The 16,993-nt window shown below is 37.5% G+C and carries 15 protein-coding genes; 8 read left to right on the forward strand and 7 right to left on the reverse strand.

The features are described 5' to 3' along the window. The first annotated feature begins 250 nt into the window (after nucleotides 1-250). Entirely contained in the window at nucleotides 251-754 is a 504-nt protein-coding gene (locus EAL44_RS06890; RefSeq protein ID WP_121076199.1) for a pyruvate kinase, read from the forward strand. A gap of 645 nt (nucleotides 755-1,399) precedes the next feature. Here EAL44_RS06890 and EAL44_RS06895 read toward each other — a convergent pair. Together EAL44_RS06895 and EAL44_RS06900 are read right to left on the reverse strand one after the other, a co-directional pair. Continuing rightward, nucleotides 1,400-2,278 (reverse strand): YihY/virulence factor BrkB family protein, encoded by an 879-nt coding sequence (locus EAL44_RS06895; protein WP_121076201.1) that lies wholly within the window; start codon nucleotides 2,276-2,278, stop codon nucleotides 1,400-1,402. Next, the gene (locus tag EAL44_RS06900) at nucleotides 2,278-3,126 is read right to left on the reverse strand and encodes a biotin synthase (RefSeq protein ID WP_001155601.1); all 849 of its coding nucleotides are present in this window, start codon (nucleotides 3,124-3,126) and stop codon (nucleotides 2,278-2,280) included. The genes EAL44_RS06895 and EAL44_RS06900 overlap by 1 nt, the downstream gene beginning before the upstream one ends. Before the next feature lie 199 nt (nucleotides 3,127-3,325). Between EAL44_RS06900 and EAL44_RS06905 the strand changes: the two genes are divergently transcribed. The 3 genes from EAL44_RS06905 (at nucleotide 3,326) to EAL44_RS06915 (ending at nucleotide 8,966) form a co-directional block, all read left to right on the forward strand. After that, nucleotides 3,326-5,872, forward strand: a complete 2,547-nt coding sequence (locus tag EAL44_RS06905) for a DEAD/DEAH box helicase family protein (RefSeq protein ID WP_240448914.1) — start codon at nucleotides 3,326-3,328, stop codon at nucleotides 5,870-5,872. Continuing rightward, entirely contained in the window at nucleotides 5,866-7,824 is a 1,959-nt protein-coding gene (locus EAL44_RS06910) for a site-specific DNA-methyltransferase (protein WP_121076204.1), read from the forward strand. The genes EAL44_RS06905 and EAL44_RS06910 overlap by 7 nt, the downstream gene beginning before the upstream one ends. 278 nt (nucleotides 7,825-8,102) lie before the next feature. After that, nucleotides 8,103-8,966, forward strand: coding sequence for a DNA/RNA non-specific endonuclease (locus tag EAL44_RS06915; protein ID WP_121076208.1), 864 nt, complete (start codon nucleotides 8,103-8,105; stop codon nucleotides 8,964-8,966). Between the two features lie 57 nt (nucleotides 8,967-9,023). Here the strand turns inward: EAL44_RS06915 and EAL44_RS06920 are convergent, their stop codons facing one another. From EAL44_RS06920 to EAL44_RS06935, 4 genes are all read right to left on the reverse strand, one after another. Further along, nucleotides 9,024-9,221 (reverse strand): hypothetical protein, encoded by a 198-nt coding sequence (locus EAL44_RS06920; protein ID WP_162970401.1) that lies wholly within the window; start codon nucleotides 9,219-9,221, stop codon nucleotides 9,024-9,026. Between the two features lie 72 nt (nucleotides 9,222-9,293). Beyond that, the gene (locus tag EAL44_RS06925; protein WP_121076211.1) at nucleotides 9,294-10,121 is read right to left on the reverse strand and encodes a prephenate dehydrogenase; all 828 of its coding nucleotides are present in this window, start codon (nucleotides 10,119-10,121) and stop codon (nucleotides 9,294-9,296) included. Between the two features lie 8 nt (nucleotides 10,122-10,129). Then, on the reverse strand, nucleotides 10,130-12,631 hold the full coding sequence (gene lon / locus EAL44_RS06930; RefSeq protein ID WP_121076215.1) for an endopeptidase La: 2,502 nt from the start codon (nucleotides 12,629-12,631) through the stop codon (nucleotides 10,130-10,132). 42 nt (nucleotides 12,632-12,673) lie between these two features. Beyond that, complete coding sequence (locus tag EAL44_RS06935) at nucleotides 12,674-13,336, reverse strand: outer membrane protein assembly factor BamD (RefSeq protein WP_121076301.1); 663 nt, start codon at nucleotides 13,334-13,336, stop codon at nucleotides 12,674-12,676. 415 nt (nucleotides 13,337-13,751) lie between these two features. On the opposite strand from EAL44_RS06935, the gene fliW reads away from it, so the two are divergent. Then, nucleotides 13,752-14,141 (forward strand): flagellar assembly protein FliW, encoded by a 390-nt coding sequence (gene fliW / locus EAL44_RS06940; protein ID WP_120907546.1) that lies wholly within the window; start codon nucleotides 13,752-13,754, stop codon nucleotides 14,139-14,141. Here the strand turns inward: fliW and EAL44_RS08010 are convergent. After that, nucleotides 14,126-14,275 (reverse strand): flavoprotein oxidoreductase, encoded by a 150-nt coding sequence (locus tag EAL44_RS08010; protein WP_121076304.1) that lies wholly within the window; start codon nucleotides 14,273-14,275, stop codon nucleotides 14,126-14,128. The two genes, fliW and EAL44_RS08010, sit on opposite strands and share 16 nt — an antisense overlap. A gap of 47 nt (nucleotides 14,276-14,322) precedes the next feature. Here EAL44_RS08010 and fabZ point away from each other — a divergent pair, with 47 nt between their 5' ends. Genes fabZ through clpX form a run of 3 tightly spaced genes read left to right on the forward strand, consistent with a single transcriptional unit; the run spans nucleotide 14,323 to nucleotide 16,965 of the window. Beyond that, the gene (gene fabZ, locus EAL44_RS06950; protein ID WP_121076218.1) at nucleotides 14,323-14,802 is read left to right on the forward strand and encodes a 3-hydroxyacyl-ACP dehydratase FabZ; all 480 of its coding nucleotides are present in this window, start codon (nucleotides 14,323-14,325) and stop codon (nucleotides 14,800-14,802) included. Between the two features lie 2 nt (nucleotides 14,803-14,804). Next, complete coding sequence (lpxA, locus tag EAL44_RS06955) at nucleotides 14,805-15,617, forward strand: acyl-ACP--UDP-N-acetylglucosamine O-acyltransferase (RefSeq protein ID WP_121076221.1); 813 nt, start codon at nucleotides 14,805-14,807, stop codon at nucleotides 15,615-15,617. Nucleotide 15,618: 1 nt separating this feature from the next. Then, entirely contained in the window at nucleotides 15,619-16,965 is a 1,347-nt protein-coding gene (gene clpX, locus EAL44_RS06960) for an ATP-dependent protease ATP-binding subunit ClpX (protein WP_121076224.1), read from the forward strand. Nucleotides 16,966-16,993 lie beyond the last annotated feature (28 nt).

Raw genomic sequence — 16,993 nt, forward strand, 5'->3', positions numbered from 1 at the left:
ATTCCGAACCTGGAAGTCAAGCTCTTCATCGCTGATAATACTGCTCTTTTCAAGAGTGGGAATGTAGGTCGGTGCAGGGATAGGGAAATGTTTTTTAGTCTTGCTTTTTATTTGATTTCATTATTGACTAATTGTTTTGTTTGTTTAGGGGTTATTTAGTTTTTTACGCTAAAGTTTCTCAGTTTCTGGAGATGAGAGGTATGGGCAATTAAGAAAATGGGTAGAGAATACCAACAATTAGGAGGTTTTTATGGTCGTAGATGTTTCAAGCATTCCTTTTCAAGAATTTTGGCACATGCAAATCCATCAGCAACATCTGCAAGTAAGATGGGATGTGCATGATGTGTGCCAAATTTTAGAAGAATACCACTTCATTGGTTTAGCGGATTGGGAAGAGAGCAAAGGACAAATTAGAGATTTTTTAGAAGTGATGCGGGTGAATGACATTGTAGCCATCAAGCATGGACAACAACTTGTAGCGCTCGCACAAGTCATCGGCGGGGCGTATAACATTCACAAAGATCGGGCATTATGTGTTAGCGAAGAAGAATACCCTTTAGTGGATTGGATACATTACAGGCGACCCGTTAAGATTTTAGATTGGGCAAAAGAGGGGCAGACGATCCCACAGGGTAGAGGCACTTTAAATAAGTGCGTAAGTCCGGGGACAGAAACCTCGCAAATCATTATGGGGTGGTATGAAAAGGTGCAAGAAGCCTTAAAAGCCAAAGGTGAAAGAGTTGTCTTAGTTTAAAAATCTCACATGTTACCCTTTGCAAGGGTGGGAATGTAGGTCGGTGCAGGGATAGGGAAATGTTTTTTTAGTCTTGCTTTTTATCTTATTTCATTATTGACTCATTGTTTTGTTTGTTTGGTGGTTTAATGTTTTATGGTTTTATTCAAAGTTTTTAGGGTTAAGAAAACGAGTTTGAAAACAAAATAAAATCTGAAGCGATAAAATAAAACTTAAAATCATAACATAAGATCTAAAATCCAATTTTTTAGGAAGTTTAATACCTTTGGTGAGAAAAGAGTCCGCATCAATTAAACATGGATTTAAGAAAAAAGTTTTATTCGTTAGGGAATATAAATAAAACTCTTATCTAAGCTTTTTTTTAAAGGAAGTTTATGAAGTTTTTAAAATCCCTAAACTGCACTTAAATTCTAAAGAGCGCTAAGAAATGTTTTTAGAAAGTTTTATTCTTTAAAAAGTTATCGCTTACAATCAAGCTCTTTAGTTTGATTGTAAGAAACGCTTCTAGCGTTTTAGATTTTTATTCTTTATTCTTTATTCCGTGAGTGTTGCTTTTTTATTTCTTTTGTTTTTAGCTTTTTAGTTTGGGGTGTTGTGGGGTTTGTGTTTAGATTTTTAGAACCGATCTAAAAGAAAACTTTTTCATCAAGTTTCTTTTGTAAAAAAGCCTAAAAATTTCTTAAACACTTCTTTAGGATCGAATGCATCACACACCTTGCACCCATACATGCCAATTAAAATCACAAACCAGCTCACATACACCCAACTCATCAAAAACCACAAAATAGAAACGCTCCCATACAGCTCATGGTAGGTGCGGTTGTATAACACATAATAGGTGAAAGCCCATTTTAACACATGCCAAGAAACGCTCGTAAAAAACACCCATAAAAACACCCAAAAATAATGTTTAAACACCTTATTCGTGGGAATGGTAAAAAGGATCAAAAAAAACGCGTAAGTACCTATCCATCTTAAAACATGCAACAAGCTTGAATCTTTATCTTCAAAAAACACTTGGATCTTAATATCAAAAAACACCACCAAAGGCAGAGCGAATAAAAACACTAAAGTCGTGCCAAACCCCCAAAATAAAAAGATTTCTTTACCCTTAAAATGCACATAATCTCTGGGCTTTGCGTCAAAAATTTTTGATGCGATGGAGCGGTAGTTTTCACAAAAAAGCACCAACGCCACCACAATGGACATCTCTTCAAGCGTGCCTAAAGTCATGTCTGTTTTTTTAAAATTTTCTAAAAAATCTTTAATCGCGCCAATGAGTTTAGGAGCGTTAGGGAAAATCAAGGCTTCCATTTCACCGCTGTGTGCTTGCAAGTAATGAGACACAAAAAGACTAAACACAAACAACAAAATAGGCGATAAAGACAAAATCGTATAAAAACTCAAGCTGGAAGCGTAGTAAAACAATTCGCTCAAGCCCAAAAAGGCGTTTTTCAGACGCTCGGGGAAAATCATTTTAAGAAGGCGTAAAAACCCTCTAACGCTTTTAAAAAGTTCTCTCATTAATGACAGCTTGTCGCCATTGTCAAGCCATAAGAGAGCAGTTTTTCTATATCTTTTTTAGGGGCTTTGCCTTTGGTGGTCAAATAGTCCCCTAACACCACCGCATTGATGCCGTATTCAAAAAGCTTGGCTTCCTGTTTGTCGTTATCTTTAAACACCACTTCACGCCCCCCAGCCACCATAAGCCTAGCGTTAGGCAAAAACTCTTTAGCCAAAAGCACGCATTCTAGGGCTTCATCCGCGCTTAAAGTCTCTGCATCAATGGGCAATACCGGGTTTTTAATGAAAAAATTAATCGGCGTGGTGTGCGGGGAGAGTGAAGCTAGCGCCCTGAGCATTTCAATCCGATCTTCCCAACTCTCATTAAGCCCAAAAATCCCCCCACTGCACAAGCCTAACCCCGCCCTTAAAGCGTTTTCGCATGTGATAAACCTTTCTTCCCATGTGTGCGTGGAACAAATCTTAGGGAAGAAATTTTGCGAAGTCTCTAAATTATGGTTATAGCTGTGAATGCCCGCATCTCTTAAAAACTCTAGTTGATCCAAATCCGCGCGCCCGCAGCATGCGATTAGATGCAAGCCCAATTCTTCTTTGTTGATGGCTTTAGCTAATTTAGCGATGTATTCGCATTTTTCATCGTCTAATTCGCGCCCTGAAGTAACCAGACAAAACCCTAAAGCCCCTAATTCCCTTAACGCTCTAGCCTCTTGTAAAACCACTTTTTCATCTTTAAATTTATAGCGCTTGATCGCTCCTTGGTGGTGTGAGCTTTGCGTGCAATAAGCGCAATCTTCCTTGCAATCCCCACTGCGCACATTGGAAATAGAACATAAAAAAATCTCTTGCATAATCATTCCTTTGTTTTAAAAAAGTTGGTTTTTTGAGATTGATTATAGCAAAGAAAAAGAATCGCTTTTGATTTTAAGGGCTTTATTCCATTAAATATTAAAACTAAAACTTTGTTTGATTTTAATTCAAGCTCGCACCTCTAAAGTCAATCTTAAAACTTTACGCTATAATTTCTTCACTTTTTCATTAAGGGATTTCATGCAAGATTCATCCATTCAAAGTTACCCCCCCCAATCAGCGATAAAAAATCACGCACCCAATAATAAAGAAAATAATGAAGAGATAGATCTACCCACCCATATCACCAGTAATTTAAAAAAAGAGCTTAGAGATTACCAAAAGCAAGCGATATATAATTATTTAGAAAAACGCCAATTTAACCCAACTCAAAAGCATTTCATGTTTGAAATGGCGACCGGTAGCGGCAAAACCTTAGTGATGGCGGGTTTGATTTTAGAATGCTACAAGCAAGGCTATCAAAACTTTATCTTTTTTGTGAATAGCGCCAGCATTTTAGAAAAAACGAAATTGAATTTTACAGACAGCGTTTCATCAAAATACCTTTTTAGCGAGAATATCAATATCAATGACAAAAACATAGAAATTAAAAGCATCAATAATTTAAACGAAAGCCATAACAACGCTATCAACATTTATTTTAGCACCATTCAAGGCTTGTTTTCATTATTCACTAGAGCTAAAGAAAACGCTATCACCATAGAGGATTTAAAAGATCAAAAATTAGTTTTTTTAGCGGATGAAGCGCACCATTTAAACACAGAGACTAAAAAGAAATTAAATGATAGTGAGGCTAACGAAAAACGCAACTGGGAAAGCGTGGTGAAATTAGCCCTAGAACAAAATAAAGACAATTTATTGCTGGAATTTAGCGCCACTATCCCTAAAGAAAAAAGCGTTAAAGAAAAATATGAAAACTTAAAAGTGATCACTTACACCTTAAAAGAATTTAGCGAGGATAAATTTTGCAAAAACATCTACTCCCTTTCCTATGAAAACAAAGAATTAGAAACGCGCTTTTTAGGGGCATGCGTTTCCAGTTTGTATAAAGAATTACTAGCCCAACACCACAATATTGAAAACTTTAAACCATGTATTTTGTTTAAAAGCGAGAGGATTGAAGAGAGTAAAAAAAATCAAGAGCGCTTCAACACCTTTTTAGAAAATTTAAGCCCTTTAGATTTAGAAAATTTTTTCAATCACAGCCGTAACGCTTTTTTTAAAAATGCTAAAAACTTTTTTGATGAGAAAAATTACACCGCTAATCTTGTGGCATTCTTGCAAACGAAATTCAAAAAAAGCACCCAGATCAACACCAATAACGAAAAAGAATTAGAAAAAGGCATGCTTTTACTAAACTCCCTAGAAGACAGAGACAACCCAAAAAGAGTGATTTTTAGCGTGGATAAGCTCAATGAAGGCTGGGATGTGTTGAATTTGTTTGACATTGTCAGGCTTAAAAATAAAGCGAATCAAAAAGATACCATTAAAGACGCCCAACTCATAGGGCGAGGAGCGAGATACTACCCCTTTAGTTACAACGATTTCAAGCCAAGCCGCATAGAGTTTTACCAACGCAAGTTTGATTTTTCCAACCCCTTAAGCGCGCTAGAGAGATTAGACTACCATGCCATTTATGACAGCGAGTTTATCGCTAAATTAAAAAAAGAGTTACAAGATTTAGGATTAGGATTCATTGAAAAGGAAAAAACAACTATCCCCTTAACGCCCACCAAGCGTTTCAAATGCTACTATGCGAGCAATACAAAAGACAAGAATAAAAACTTATTCAATATGGATTATTCAGGCTCTGTTGAAGCTAAAATCAAAAGTTTGCATGTCCCTTTATTTGCTTTTGATGTGCGTGAAAAGCAAGTGGATTTTAAAGAAGAAAATAAAGGCGATAGAACTTACTATATACCCCACACCTTAGATAAAATCCCCCTAAACTATTTTTTAAAAGCCCTTAATTTAAAAAACCTGGATTTCAAAACGCTTAAAAAAGCCTTTAAAAAACATGCCTTTAACAATAAAGTGGGATTTATAGAGCGGTATGTTTCTTCATTAAAAACAAACTTTCATAAAAGCCAAAAGTTTGACGACAACAAAACGCTTTTAAAGCTCGCTGTTTATATCATTGAAAACTTAAAAGACACGCTTTTAAAAGAGCAAGATAAACCTAGCGTGAGCGCGTTAGAATTAAAAGAATTTGAAACGCACAATAAAAGCCTTAGCGCTAGCGAGTTGGAAAAAGACATTCCCTTTTATGAATGGCTGCTTTTTAAGGACATGCGAAAACTAGACAGCGATTTAGAAAGGGATTTTTTAGATTTTATCAATAAAAATAAAGAGGTTTTAGACAAGAAATTCAAAGAATGGTGCGTTTTAAGGAACGATCATTTCGCTGAATTAAAAATTTATTGCAATATAGAAAATAGCCCCTTTTACGCGCAAGGTTTTGAGCCGGATTTTATCCTTTTCGCTCAAACGCATGAAGATGAATTTTTAGGCTTCACTTGTTACATGGAAGCTAAAGGCGAACATTTAGAGCCTTCTAACGCTTGGAAAAAAGAATTTTTAGAAATGCTAGAAAACGCCACGCTTAAAAGCCATAACAAAAAACTCCATTTAAAAGGCTTGCCTTTTTTCACGCTCCATAATAATAAAGCAGTAAATGATGAATTTGCAACCGCTTTCCATCAAACTTTTAAGGACCACAAATGTTAAAAACCCCACTCAAAACCCTACTAGACACTTTAATTAATCATTTCACTAAAGAACGCTTAGAGACTTTAATCATACAACATGATGAAAAGCTTTTAACTTTCATGCTTGAGCATGAAAACGCTAACGACTATAAAAACGCTTTTTTTAAAACGATCGCTAATTCGCTCGTATTCAATAAAGAAGCACTATCGGAATGTTTAGAAAAATATTTAGAAATAAAAGAATTAGATCGCTCTTTCACAAGATTTAAAAATAAAATAGGATTATATTCACAAGGGCGTCCTATCAAATCCAGCGAATTAGTCGTTTTGAATTTCCCTTTTAAAGACAATGTTTTACTCGGTAACGCTAAAGATAACAACACCAAATCTAACGAGCTTTTTTACCATGAAATATTGCATAAAAAAGAAATTGACACGCTTTTAAGCCCGAAAGCGTTGTGTCATTTTGAAATGCATGGACAAGGCGATTTAGAAAGCGCCTTAAAAGATAAAAACACAAACTACCTTATCAAGGGTAATAATTTGATCGCTCTGCATTCTTTAAAAAAGAAATTCGCTAAACAAGTGAAATGCATCTACATTGATCCTCCTTATAATACCGGTAATGACAGCTTTAACTATAACGATAATTTTAACCACAGCTCTTGGCTAGTGTTTATGAAAAACAGGCTTGAAGCGGCTAGGGAGTTTTTAAGCGATGATGGCGTGATTTTTGTGCAATGCGATGACAACGAACAAGCCTATTTAAAGGTTTTAATGGATGAGATTTTTCTTAGAGAGAATTTTGTGAATTGTATAGTGTGTGAAATGAGCAATGAGTCAGGAAATAAAATTCAACATGCAATTCAAGGAAAAAAATTTCCAAAGGTTAAAGAGTATATATTGGTTTATGCAAAAAATAAGGAAAATGTATGCTTAACAATACAGAAAGTTCAAAAAAGAAAATGGGATAAAGAATATAACATTATCATTCCAACGCTGTCAAAATATATTTCTAATACAATAGATACTTTAATTGCTAGTAATAACGAAAAAGAACTTAATGAGATTTTATCTTGTCATAGGCTCATGCCTTTAAGTCAATATTTGCAAAATAATAATATCAAAGAACAAGATGAATGGAAGTTTGAAAACTCATATAGAATTTTTGCATCAAAACCTAATATAGCACTTAGGGATAAGGCAATTACTCTACATTTTAATTCTCAAATTTATGCTTTAAAAAATTCTCATGAAAATATTAAAATCATAAGGACAGATTTTAATAGAAACACAGATACGGCAAGAATTGAATTAGTTTCTGCAAAAAACAACCAATCTGTATTTTTAAGTGATATTTGGAAAAAAATTGTTACAACAGGAGGAGTTGCACAAGAAGGGGGTGTAATTTTAAAAAATGGTAAAAAGCCAGAACATTTACTAGAAATTATTTTAAGGTCAGCCACCCAAGAAAACGACCTCGTGTTAGACTTTTTTGCCGGGAGCGGGACGACTTGCGCGGTGGCGCACAAAATGAAACGCCGCTACATTGGCATCGAGCAAATGGACTATATAGAAACCATCACTAAAGAAAGGTTGAAAAAAGTCATAGAGGGCGAGCAAGGGGGCATTTCTAAAAAATGCGGTTTTAAAGGGGGCGGGAGTTTTGTCTATGCTGAATTGAAAGAAGTGAATCTAGAAATTAAAAAACAAATCCTTAACGCTAAAAGCGCGAGCGAATGCCTAAAAATCTTTAACGATCTAAATGAGCGCATTTTAAAACGCGCCGATAATAAGATGGATGAAATTGACAGCGAAGAGTTCCACAATTTAGATTTAAACGAGCAAAAAAGAAAATGTTGCGCTTCTTTAGACTCTAATGAAGACTATTTGAACTTGGGCGATATTGACGAAGACGCATGGGAGATAGATGAGATCACTAAAAAATACAATGAAATTTTTTATTCTTGAGTTTGATCATTCAATGCGTGCCATTTAACGCATCAAAACGCTATGCCTATTTAGTGGGCAAAAATAAACAATATAGAATAAACAATGTGGTTTAAAAGCTAGAGGAATTTAAACGCTTGGGCTAAAAAATTTTTAGCTCTGCTTGACATAAGGATAACTAATCCGCTAGTAGTAAGCATCCGCTCGCTATAAACTCGCTATAAAATAAAAAAGATCATTAAAAATAAACTATTAAAAATATTATTGTAGTATTCAAGCCAACCAACAAGGAGTGAAACATGAAAACCTTTAAAAACTGGCTCTGTTTTAGCCTGATCGCTATGAGTGGGCTCCAAGCGGACATGCTGGATAATTTCACTAAGGCTATTAACAGCTACACCGCTAAAAAGCTTAATGAAATCAAGGATCAAGTCAATAGCGCTAACCCCGCTAAAAATCACGATACCACTCATAACGCTAATGGCATGCTCATTAACATTGATTGTAAAGTCTTAAAAAATAACTTCTATTCGGTGTGTTATTCTAGCGAATTAAAAAACCCTATTTATGGCGTGAGCGTGTTGTTTGGGGATTTAGTGGATAAAAACAATATTGAAAAACGCTATGAGTTTAAAACGGACACACGATTAGCCGAATACCAACAAGCCACGACACAAGACTACACAAAAAGCGGTTTTGATAGGGGGCATTTTGTGGCGAATGACGCTTCTTTTGATTTTGCCTCTAACCCTTTAAGAGAGACTTACAGAATGACTAATATCACCCCTGAAGCCAAAAACACCAACAGGCATTCTGTTTTATTGGTGGAAAAAGAGGGCCGTAATTTGGCCAAAAAATACCATCAAGTTTTAGTAGAAGAACTCACCATCATCAAACAAGGTTATAAAACCTTTAGCTCTAAGAATATCGCTATCCCTAGCGGCTTTTGGTACCACTATGATACAAGCCTAACGGATAGCTATGAAAACGCTAAAAGCGAATGCTTTTATATCCCTAATGACAACCAAAAATATCCCTTACAAGAAATGAGAAAAGATTGTAAAGAATATGAGCGAGTTGAAAAGCAGGTGGTTTTTAAGAACAATAAAAACAATGAGTTGAATGAATTGCCTAAGTATCTTAACAACGCTAAGAAGTATTAAAACCGCTCTTAAAATGCCCGTAAAACACCGGTATTTTGGATAAAAAGGTTTAAGAAATCAAATTTCTAAATGGCTTAAAACTGGTTTTTTATTAGAAGCGATAAGGGTTTTATAGGCGTTAGAGGAATGAGATGAAATTATGATTACAATTATGGCAAACACAACAATGAATCCGAGTTTAAGATAATCTCTTAGGGTTGTTTGCTGGTTGCTGGGTAAATCCATGCTATCCATATGAAACAGCCTATAATCCATAAAAACAATCCAAATACCCCATTTCGCTTCTCGCACCCCTAAAAACAACAATATACAAAATTTTAAATTATTTTACATGAACTCCTGGAGCTTGTTCGCTTGTGCCATCCATTCTGCAAGGCTTTCATAATCGCTATTTTCTATCCAAGCCTTAGCTTGCGCGATTTCTTTTTCGCATTTTTCAATCGCTTCTAAGACATTGTCTCGGTTTTGTTTGAAAATATCTTTCCACATTAAAGGCGAGCTTTTAGACAAACGGCTCATATCCCTAAACCCCCCACCCGCTAAAGATAAAATCATCTCTGGGTCGTTTTGCTTTAAAACGCTATTGGCTAGAGCGTAGCTCAAAACATGGGGTAAATGGCTGATATAAGCCACATGGGTGTCATGCTCGTTGGATTGCATCTTAATCAAGCGCGCTTTAATGCCTAAAAAGATTTCTTTAGCGAGCTCTACTTGCTTGGTCCCTGAATCTTCTAAATCGCACAATATCACCAAAGCGTTTTCATACAGCCCCTTAACGCTCGCTTTAGGGCCATAAAATTCTGTCCCGCACATGGGGTGTGCGGCGATGAAATTTTGACGGATGCTTTTAGGGATATTGTGAATGATTTGCGCTTTTGCCCCCCCTAAATCAATAATCGTTGCGCTTTTTTTGATAGAGGTCATTTTTTTCAAACATCCAATGATGCCCTCAACCGGAATGGCCAGAAAAATCACATCGCATTCTAAAATCTTTTCAAATTCCACGCATTCATCTACAAGCCCCAAAGTCAAAGCCAATTGAGCATGCAAAGCGTTATGATCATAGCCTATAACCCTTTTAAAACGCCCCCATTCTTGTAAGGCTAGCCCTAAACTCCCCCCCATAAGCCCTAAACCAATAATGCCTGCTTTCATGCCAACTTCTAAAGTAAGGTTTTTTCTAACACTTCAGCGATGTTTTTCACCGCAACGATGTTTAAATTCTCTCGCACTTCAGCAGGGATCTCGTCTAAATCCCTTTCGTAATTTTTGATAGGAATGAGAGCGGTTTTAATGCCGGCTTTAAAAGCAGCGATCAATTTTTCTTTCAACCCTCCTATGGGTAAAACTTCCCCGCTCAAAGTCAATTCGCCCGTCATTGCCACTTCGCTTCTTGTGGCTCTATCGCACAAAATGCTCGCCATCACGCTCGCCATAGCGATCCCAGCGCTCGGTCCGTCTTTAGGCGTAGCCCCCTCAGGGACATGCAAATGCAAATCATAAGCGTTATAAACTTTCAGCGCTTTTTTCTTTTTCTTGCCCTCTGTGTCTTTAAGAGACTCGCTAGGGATTTTAGGCGCTATTAATTTTTCTTCATCTAGCAAGACTTTAACGACAGAAAAAGCGATGATAGCGGATTCTTTCATCACATCGCCTAAACTCCCGGTGAGTTTCAATTCCCCCTTACCCCTGATTTTAACCGCTTCAATTTTAAGCACATCACCGCCCACTGGCGTCCATGCCAAACCATTGACGATACCGATTTTATTTTCTTCATCTATGGGGTCAATTTCAAACACCATGCGTTCCAAATACTCTTTAAGGTTGTTGGGTGTGACAGAGACGCAGAAATCTTTACTCTCGCCTCCGCCTCTTTTTTTGTTTTCTTCATTTTCGCCTTTTTTATCTTCGTTTTTCTTGGTTCGCCCTTTTTTGTGCGGGTTATCTTCTAGGTATTTTAAAGCCGCTTTACGCATAATCGTTGCGATTTGTCTTCGTAAATCCCTAACGCCCGCTTCTCTAGTGTATTTTTCAATAATGAGTTTCAAACACTCATGGCTAATATCCACTTCGCTAGGCTTTAGGGCATGCTTTTCTAATTCTTGGGGGATGAGGTAGTTTTTAGCGATCTCTTCTTTTTCGCTAGGCGTGTAGCTGGACACGCTGATAAATTCCATTCTGTCTCTTAAGGGAGCTGGGATTCTGTCAATATTATTGGCGGTAGCGATAAAAATCACTTGCGACAAATCAATGCTGAAATTCGCATAATGATCCCTAAAAGCGATATTTTGCTCAGGGTCTAAAATCTCTAATAAAGCGCTCGCTGGATCGCCCCTAACGCTTCTATCCACCTTATCAATTTCATCTAAAACCATGACTGGATTCATCTTTTTAGCTTCAATAAGCCCTTGGACAATACGCCCAGGCATTGAGCCTATATAAGTGCGTCTGTGCCCTCTTAATTCATTCACATCTTCTAAGCCCCCTAAAGCGATCCGAACTAAAGGGCGCTCTATCGCTTTAGCGATGGAATTAGCTAGGCTCGTTTTACCCACGCCAGGAGGCCCATAAAAGCATAAAATCGTGCCTTTAGCTTTGTCTTTTTTTTCTGGATTTTTCTTGTGGCGTATTTCTAAAAGCTGCATGGTGGCAAAGTATTCTACAATGCGCTCTTTAGGCCTTTTTAAGGAATAATGATCGTTATCTAGTTGCTCCTTGACATGCTTAATGTCAAGCGCTTTTTTTTCATATTGCCCAAAAGGCACATCTAACATGGTTTCAATGTAATTTTGTAAAGTCGCGCTATCAGAGCTGTCCGCATGGGTTCGGCTTAATCGGTCAATTTGCTTTTTGATTTCCTTAAACGCTTCTTCTTTTAAAAAAGGCTTGATGCTTTCTAGTTTTTGGTAGTATTGGTTTAAATCTTCATCTCGCTGTTTGTCTGTGCCAAGCTCTTTTTGGATTTGTTTGAGCTGCTCTTTTAAGAAATATTCCTTATTGGTTTGCTCCATTTTTTGATGGACTTTGGATTTGATTTCTTTTTGGAGTTTTTGGGTTTTAGTTTCTTCTATCACAATATCAATCAAATCCAACAAGCGCTGTTCGGTGTTGTTGTTGGCAAAAAGAGAATACGCTTGATCTTTTTTTAAATGCAAGGCCGCTGCGATTAAATCAGCGATGCGGTTAGGATCGTCATTGTCTTCTAAAGCCTTGATCAAATCCGGGGGGAAGAGTGAGCTGACATTGGCTAGAGTGATCACCTTTTCTTTTAACACTTCCACGATCGCTTGAATGTTTTCTTTATCGTATTCTAAATATTCAATAGGGCTTATTTGAGCTTCCAAAAAGCCTTGCTCGTTTTCTTTGGCAGGCTCTAAAATACGCCCCTTAGCGATGCCATTAAAGAGCAATTTCACACGCCCGTTAGGCATGTTGGCTTCACGCATCACCGAGCCTATCACCCCCACATCATAATAGGGGGCTTCATTATCGTTCAATTTGTCTTTTTGGCATGCAATAAAGACTAATGATTTATTGTTTTTAGCGTAAGCCACCGCCTTAATGCTCGCGTTATTTTGTAAGAAAATAGGGGCTATCATAAAGGGGTATAAAAAAGTGTCTTCTTCTACCAATAAAGGCAGAATTTTAGGAAAATCTTCAGTCATTTTTCATCTCTCTGTTATAAATTTGTATGGTTTTGAAATATCCTACCAATCAAAAATTAACACATACCAAGGCATGTGCGATGGTTTGGGTTTAGTCTCTTTTTCTAAAGTCTCATCTATCCTTTCTAAATAGCGTTTCACGCCCTCAGGCTTGTGGCGTTTTTTATAGACATTCGCGATCGCGCGATTGAGCTCATTTTGCCCTAAAATGAATTTGATTTGCATGTATTCTACATAGGGGCGGTAACGGCTGTTAGGGTATTTTTCTATAAATTCGCCTAAACTCACAATAGCGTTAGAAATAAATTCCTGGTCTTTAGAATGGTTTTTGAAAGCGTAATAATGCGATTGCAGTTTCAAAAAGGTCAAATAATCCACATTGTCCTTAGTCCCAAAGCGCTTGATGTATTCATCAAAGTAAAAAGACGCTAAAACATACTCTTTCTTTTTCATGTGCGCTTGCCCTAAAGCTAGCATGGCTTCTGGGACAAGGGGGGAATTGATGTGTTCGCTCTGTAAAGAAGAATAATAATTGTCCGCTGTTTCTAAATTAGCAAAAAGGATTTCTCTTAAAATCCCTTGATACCAAAAAATCGCCGGTTTGTTGTATTCATCTTTTTTTTTCTTTTTGTTCGCGCAACCGGTGCCTATAACAAGAATTGCCATTGTGATAAAAAGGAAAGTTTTAAAATGTTTTAAACGCATGCCACCTGTCTTGTAAAGATTAAATTTTTTAAAAATAACTTTCATCACGCTCAAATTTATTTTTTCTTCGCTTTCTTAATTCCGTTGTATATTTTAAAGACCATTTCTCCAATCATACACACTGGGCACCACCCATCGCTAAAATGAGATTTACTAGGATTGTTTTTCTTGATTTGTGGTTTTATCTTGCTCATTCCTCACTCCTTCCTTAGTTACATTTTATAATTATTCAGTTAAACTTTCATCGTTATTCAGTCATTGAATTATACCCAAAACTAGCAAAAATTGATTTTACCAAAATTGTTTGATATAATACAGATTTTTAGTTTAGAAATCATTGAGCGCTGGTTTTAAGGCGGTCTTTTATTCTTTAAGGAGAAGATTTTGTGCTTTTTTAAAGGGAATGCAATCGCCTATGATTTTTGATGTGAAAGCGCCTATCTTAGGGTTTGAAACCATTCATAAAATGCGCTTACAAAAGGTTGATGAAATCTTTTTGCGTTTGAATAGCGCAGAAGACAATTCTGTCGTGTCTTTCACGCTAGTCAATCCCTTTGCTTTAAGAAAATACGAATTTGAAGTGCCTACCCCCTTAAAAATCCTTTTAGAATTAGAGGAAGCCAAGAGCGTTCTAGTCGCTAATATCATGGTGGTTCAAACCCCCATTGAGCTTTCCACCGTGAATTATTTAGCCCCTTTAATTTTCAATTTGGACAAGCAGCTCATGGGGCAAGTGGTTTTGGACTCTAACAAATACCCACACTATCATTTAAGAGAGAATATTCTAAGTCACACGCATGAATGATATATGAGCGGTGCATGAGTAGTGCTTGTGCAAAGCGTTTCTTTAAACTTATGGCGCAATGCATCGGCGTTTTTGCAAATACAAGCGAGCGGTTTTCTTGTGGTATAATAGCGGTTATTTTTTAGAATAACCAACGCTAAAAATGGCACTTTAGTCCAATTCAAAACAAGGAGTTTATTTTATGGAACAAAACCATCCAAACTTACAATCTCAATTTTTTATAGAGCATATCTTACAGATTTTACCTCACCGCTATCCCATGCTATTGATAGACAGAGTCGTGGAGTTAGAAGCCAATAAAAAAATTGTCGCTTATAAGAATATCACTTTTAATGAAGATGTGTTTAATGGGCATTTTCCGGATAAGCCCATTTTCCCAGGCGTTTTGATCGTAGAGGGCATGGCGCAAACGGGAGGGTTTTTAGCTTTCACTAGCTTGTGGGGGTTTGACCCTGAAATAGCCAAAACAAAAATCGTGTATTTCATGACGATTGATAAGGTTAAATTCCGCATTCCTGTAACCCCAGGCGATAAATTAGAATACCATTTAGAAGTCTTAAAGCATAAGGGCATGATCTGGCAAGTGGGCGGCACGGCTCAAGTGGATGGCAAAGTGGTCGCTGAAGCCGAATTAAAAGCCATGATCGCAGAGAGAGAATAAAAATGAGTAAGATTGCAAAAACAGCCATCATCTCTCCTAAAGCAGAGATTAATAAGGGCGTAGAGATCGGGGAATTTTGCGTGATTGGAGATGGCGTCAAACTAGATGAAGGCGTGAAACTCCATAACAATGTAACCTTACAAGGGCATACTTTTATTGGGAAAAACACCGAAATTTTCCCTTTTGCCGTGCTAGGCACACAGCCTCAAGATTTAAAATACAAGGGCGAATACAGCGAACTGATTGTTGGAGAAGACAACCTTATTCGTGAATTTTGCATGATAAATCCCGGCACTGAAGGGGGGATTAAAAAAACCCTTATTGGGGATAAAAACCTGCTCATGGCTTATGTGCATGTCGCCCATGATTGCGTGATTGGCAGCCATTGTATTTTGGCTAATGGCGTAACTTTAGCAGGGCATATTGAAATAGGCGATTATGTCAATATTGGCGGTCTTACTGCAATCCATCAGTTTGTGCGTATCGCTAAAGGCTGCATGATAGCCGGTAAGAGCGCTTTAGGCAAAGATGTGCCGCCTTATTGCACCGTAGAGGGCAATCGCGCTTTTATTAGGGGGTTAAACCGCCGCAAGATGCGCCAATTACTAGAGAGTAAGGATATTGATTTTATTTATGCGCTTTATAAAAGGTTGTTCCGCCCTATCCCCTCTTTAAGAGAGAGTGCTAAATTAGAGTTAGAAGAGCATGCCAATAACCCTTTTGTAAAAGAGATTTGCTCTTTTATTTTAGAGAGTTCTAGGGGCGTGGCGTATAAGTCAAGCGAATATTCTAGCGAAGAAAAACAAGAGGATTAAAATGAACGAAACGCTTTATTGCAGTTTTTGCAAAAAACCAGAATCCAGAGATCCCAAAAAACGCCGCATTATTTTTGCGAGCAATCTCAATAAAGATGTGTGCGTGTGCGAATATTGTATAGATGTGATGCATGGGGAATTGCACAAATACGACAGAACGGATTCTTTATTCGCGCTCAAAAGAGATAGACTAAGGAGAATGGAATCCAGCGCTTATGAAGAAGAGTTTTTGCTCTCTCGCATTCCAGCCCCTAAAGAGCTTAAGGCGGTTTTAGACAATTATGTGATAGGCCAAGAGCAGGCTAAAAAGGTTTTTTCCGTAGCCGTGTATAACCATTACAAACGCTTATCTTTTAAAGAAAAACTCAAAAAACAAGACAACCAAGACAGCAATGTGGAGTTGGAGCATTTAGAAGAAGTGGAGTTGAGCAAGTCTAATATTTTACTGATTGGGCCTACAGGATCGGGCAAGACTTTAATGGCGCAAACTCTCGCCAAGCATTTGGATATTCCTATCGCTATTAGCGATGCAACTAGCTTGACTGAAGCGGGCTATGTAGGCGAAGACGTGGAAAATATCCTTACAAGATTGTTGCAAGCGAGCGATTGGAATGTCCAAAAAGCCCAAAAAGGCATTGTGTTTATTGACGAGATTGATAAAATCAGCCGTTTGTCAGAAAACCGCTCTATCACTAGAGACGTTTCTGGCGAGGGTGTTCAGCAAGCGTTGTTGAAAATCGTTGAAGGTTCTTTGGTGAATATCCCCCCCAAAGGCGGCAGAAAGCACCCTGAGGGCAATTTCATTCAAATTGACACGAGCGACATTTTATTCATTTGCGCCGGAGCGTTTGACGGGCTAGCTGAAATCATTAAAAAACGCACCACGCAGAATGTGTTGGGTTTCACTCAAGAAAAGATGAACAAAAAAGAGCAAGAAGCGATCTTGCATTTAGTCCAAACCCATGACTTAGTAACTTATGGGCTTATCCCTGAGCTTATTGGCCGTTTGCCGGTTTTAAGCACGCTAGATAGCATCAGTTTAGAAGCGATGGTGGATATTTTACAAAAACCTAAAAACGCCCTAATCAAGCAATACCAGCAACTTTTCAAAATGGATGAAGTGGATTTGATTTTTGAAGAAGAAGCCATTAAAGAAATCGCTCAACTCGCTTTAGAGCGAAAAACCGGGGCTAGGGGCTTAAGGGCGATCATTGAAGATTTTTGTTTGGATATTATGTTTGATTTACCCAAGCTTAAGGGATCGGAAGTGCGTATCACTAAAGATTGCGTTTTAAAGCAAGCTGAACCTTTGATCATCGCTAAAACGCATTCTAAAATTCTTCCTTAAGGAATACGCTTATCAATTCAATTCAATT

Source organism: Helicobacter pylori, assembly GCF_003637685.1.
GTDB lineage: Bacteria > Campylobacterota > Campylobacteria > Campylobacterales > Helicobacteraceae > Helicobacter > Helicobacter pylori_CJ.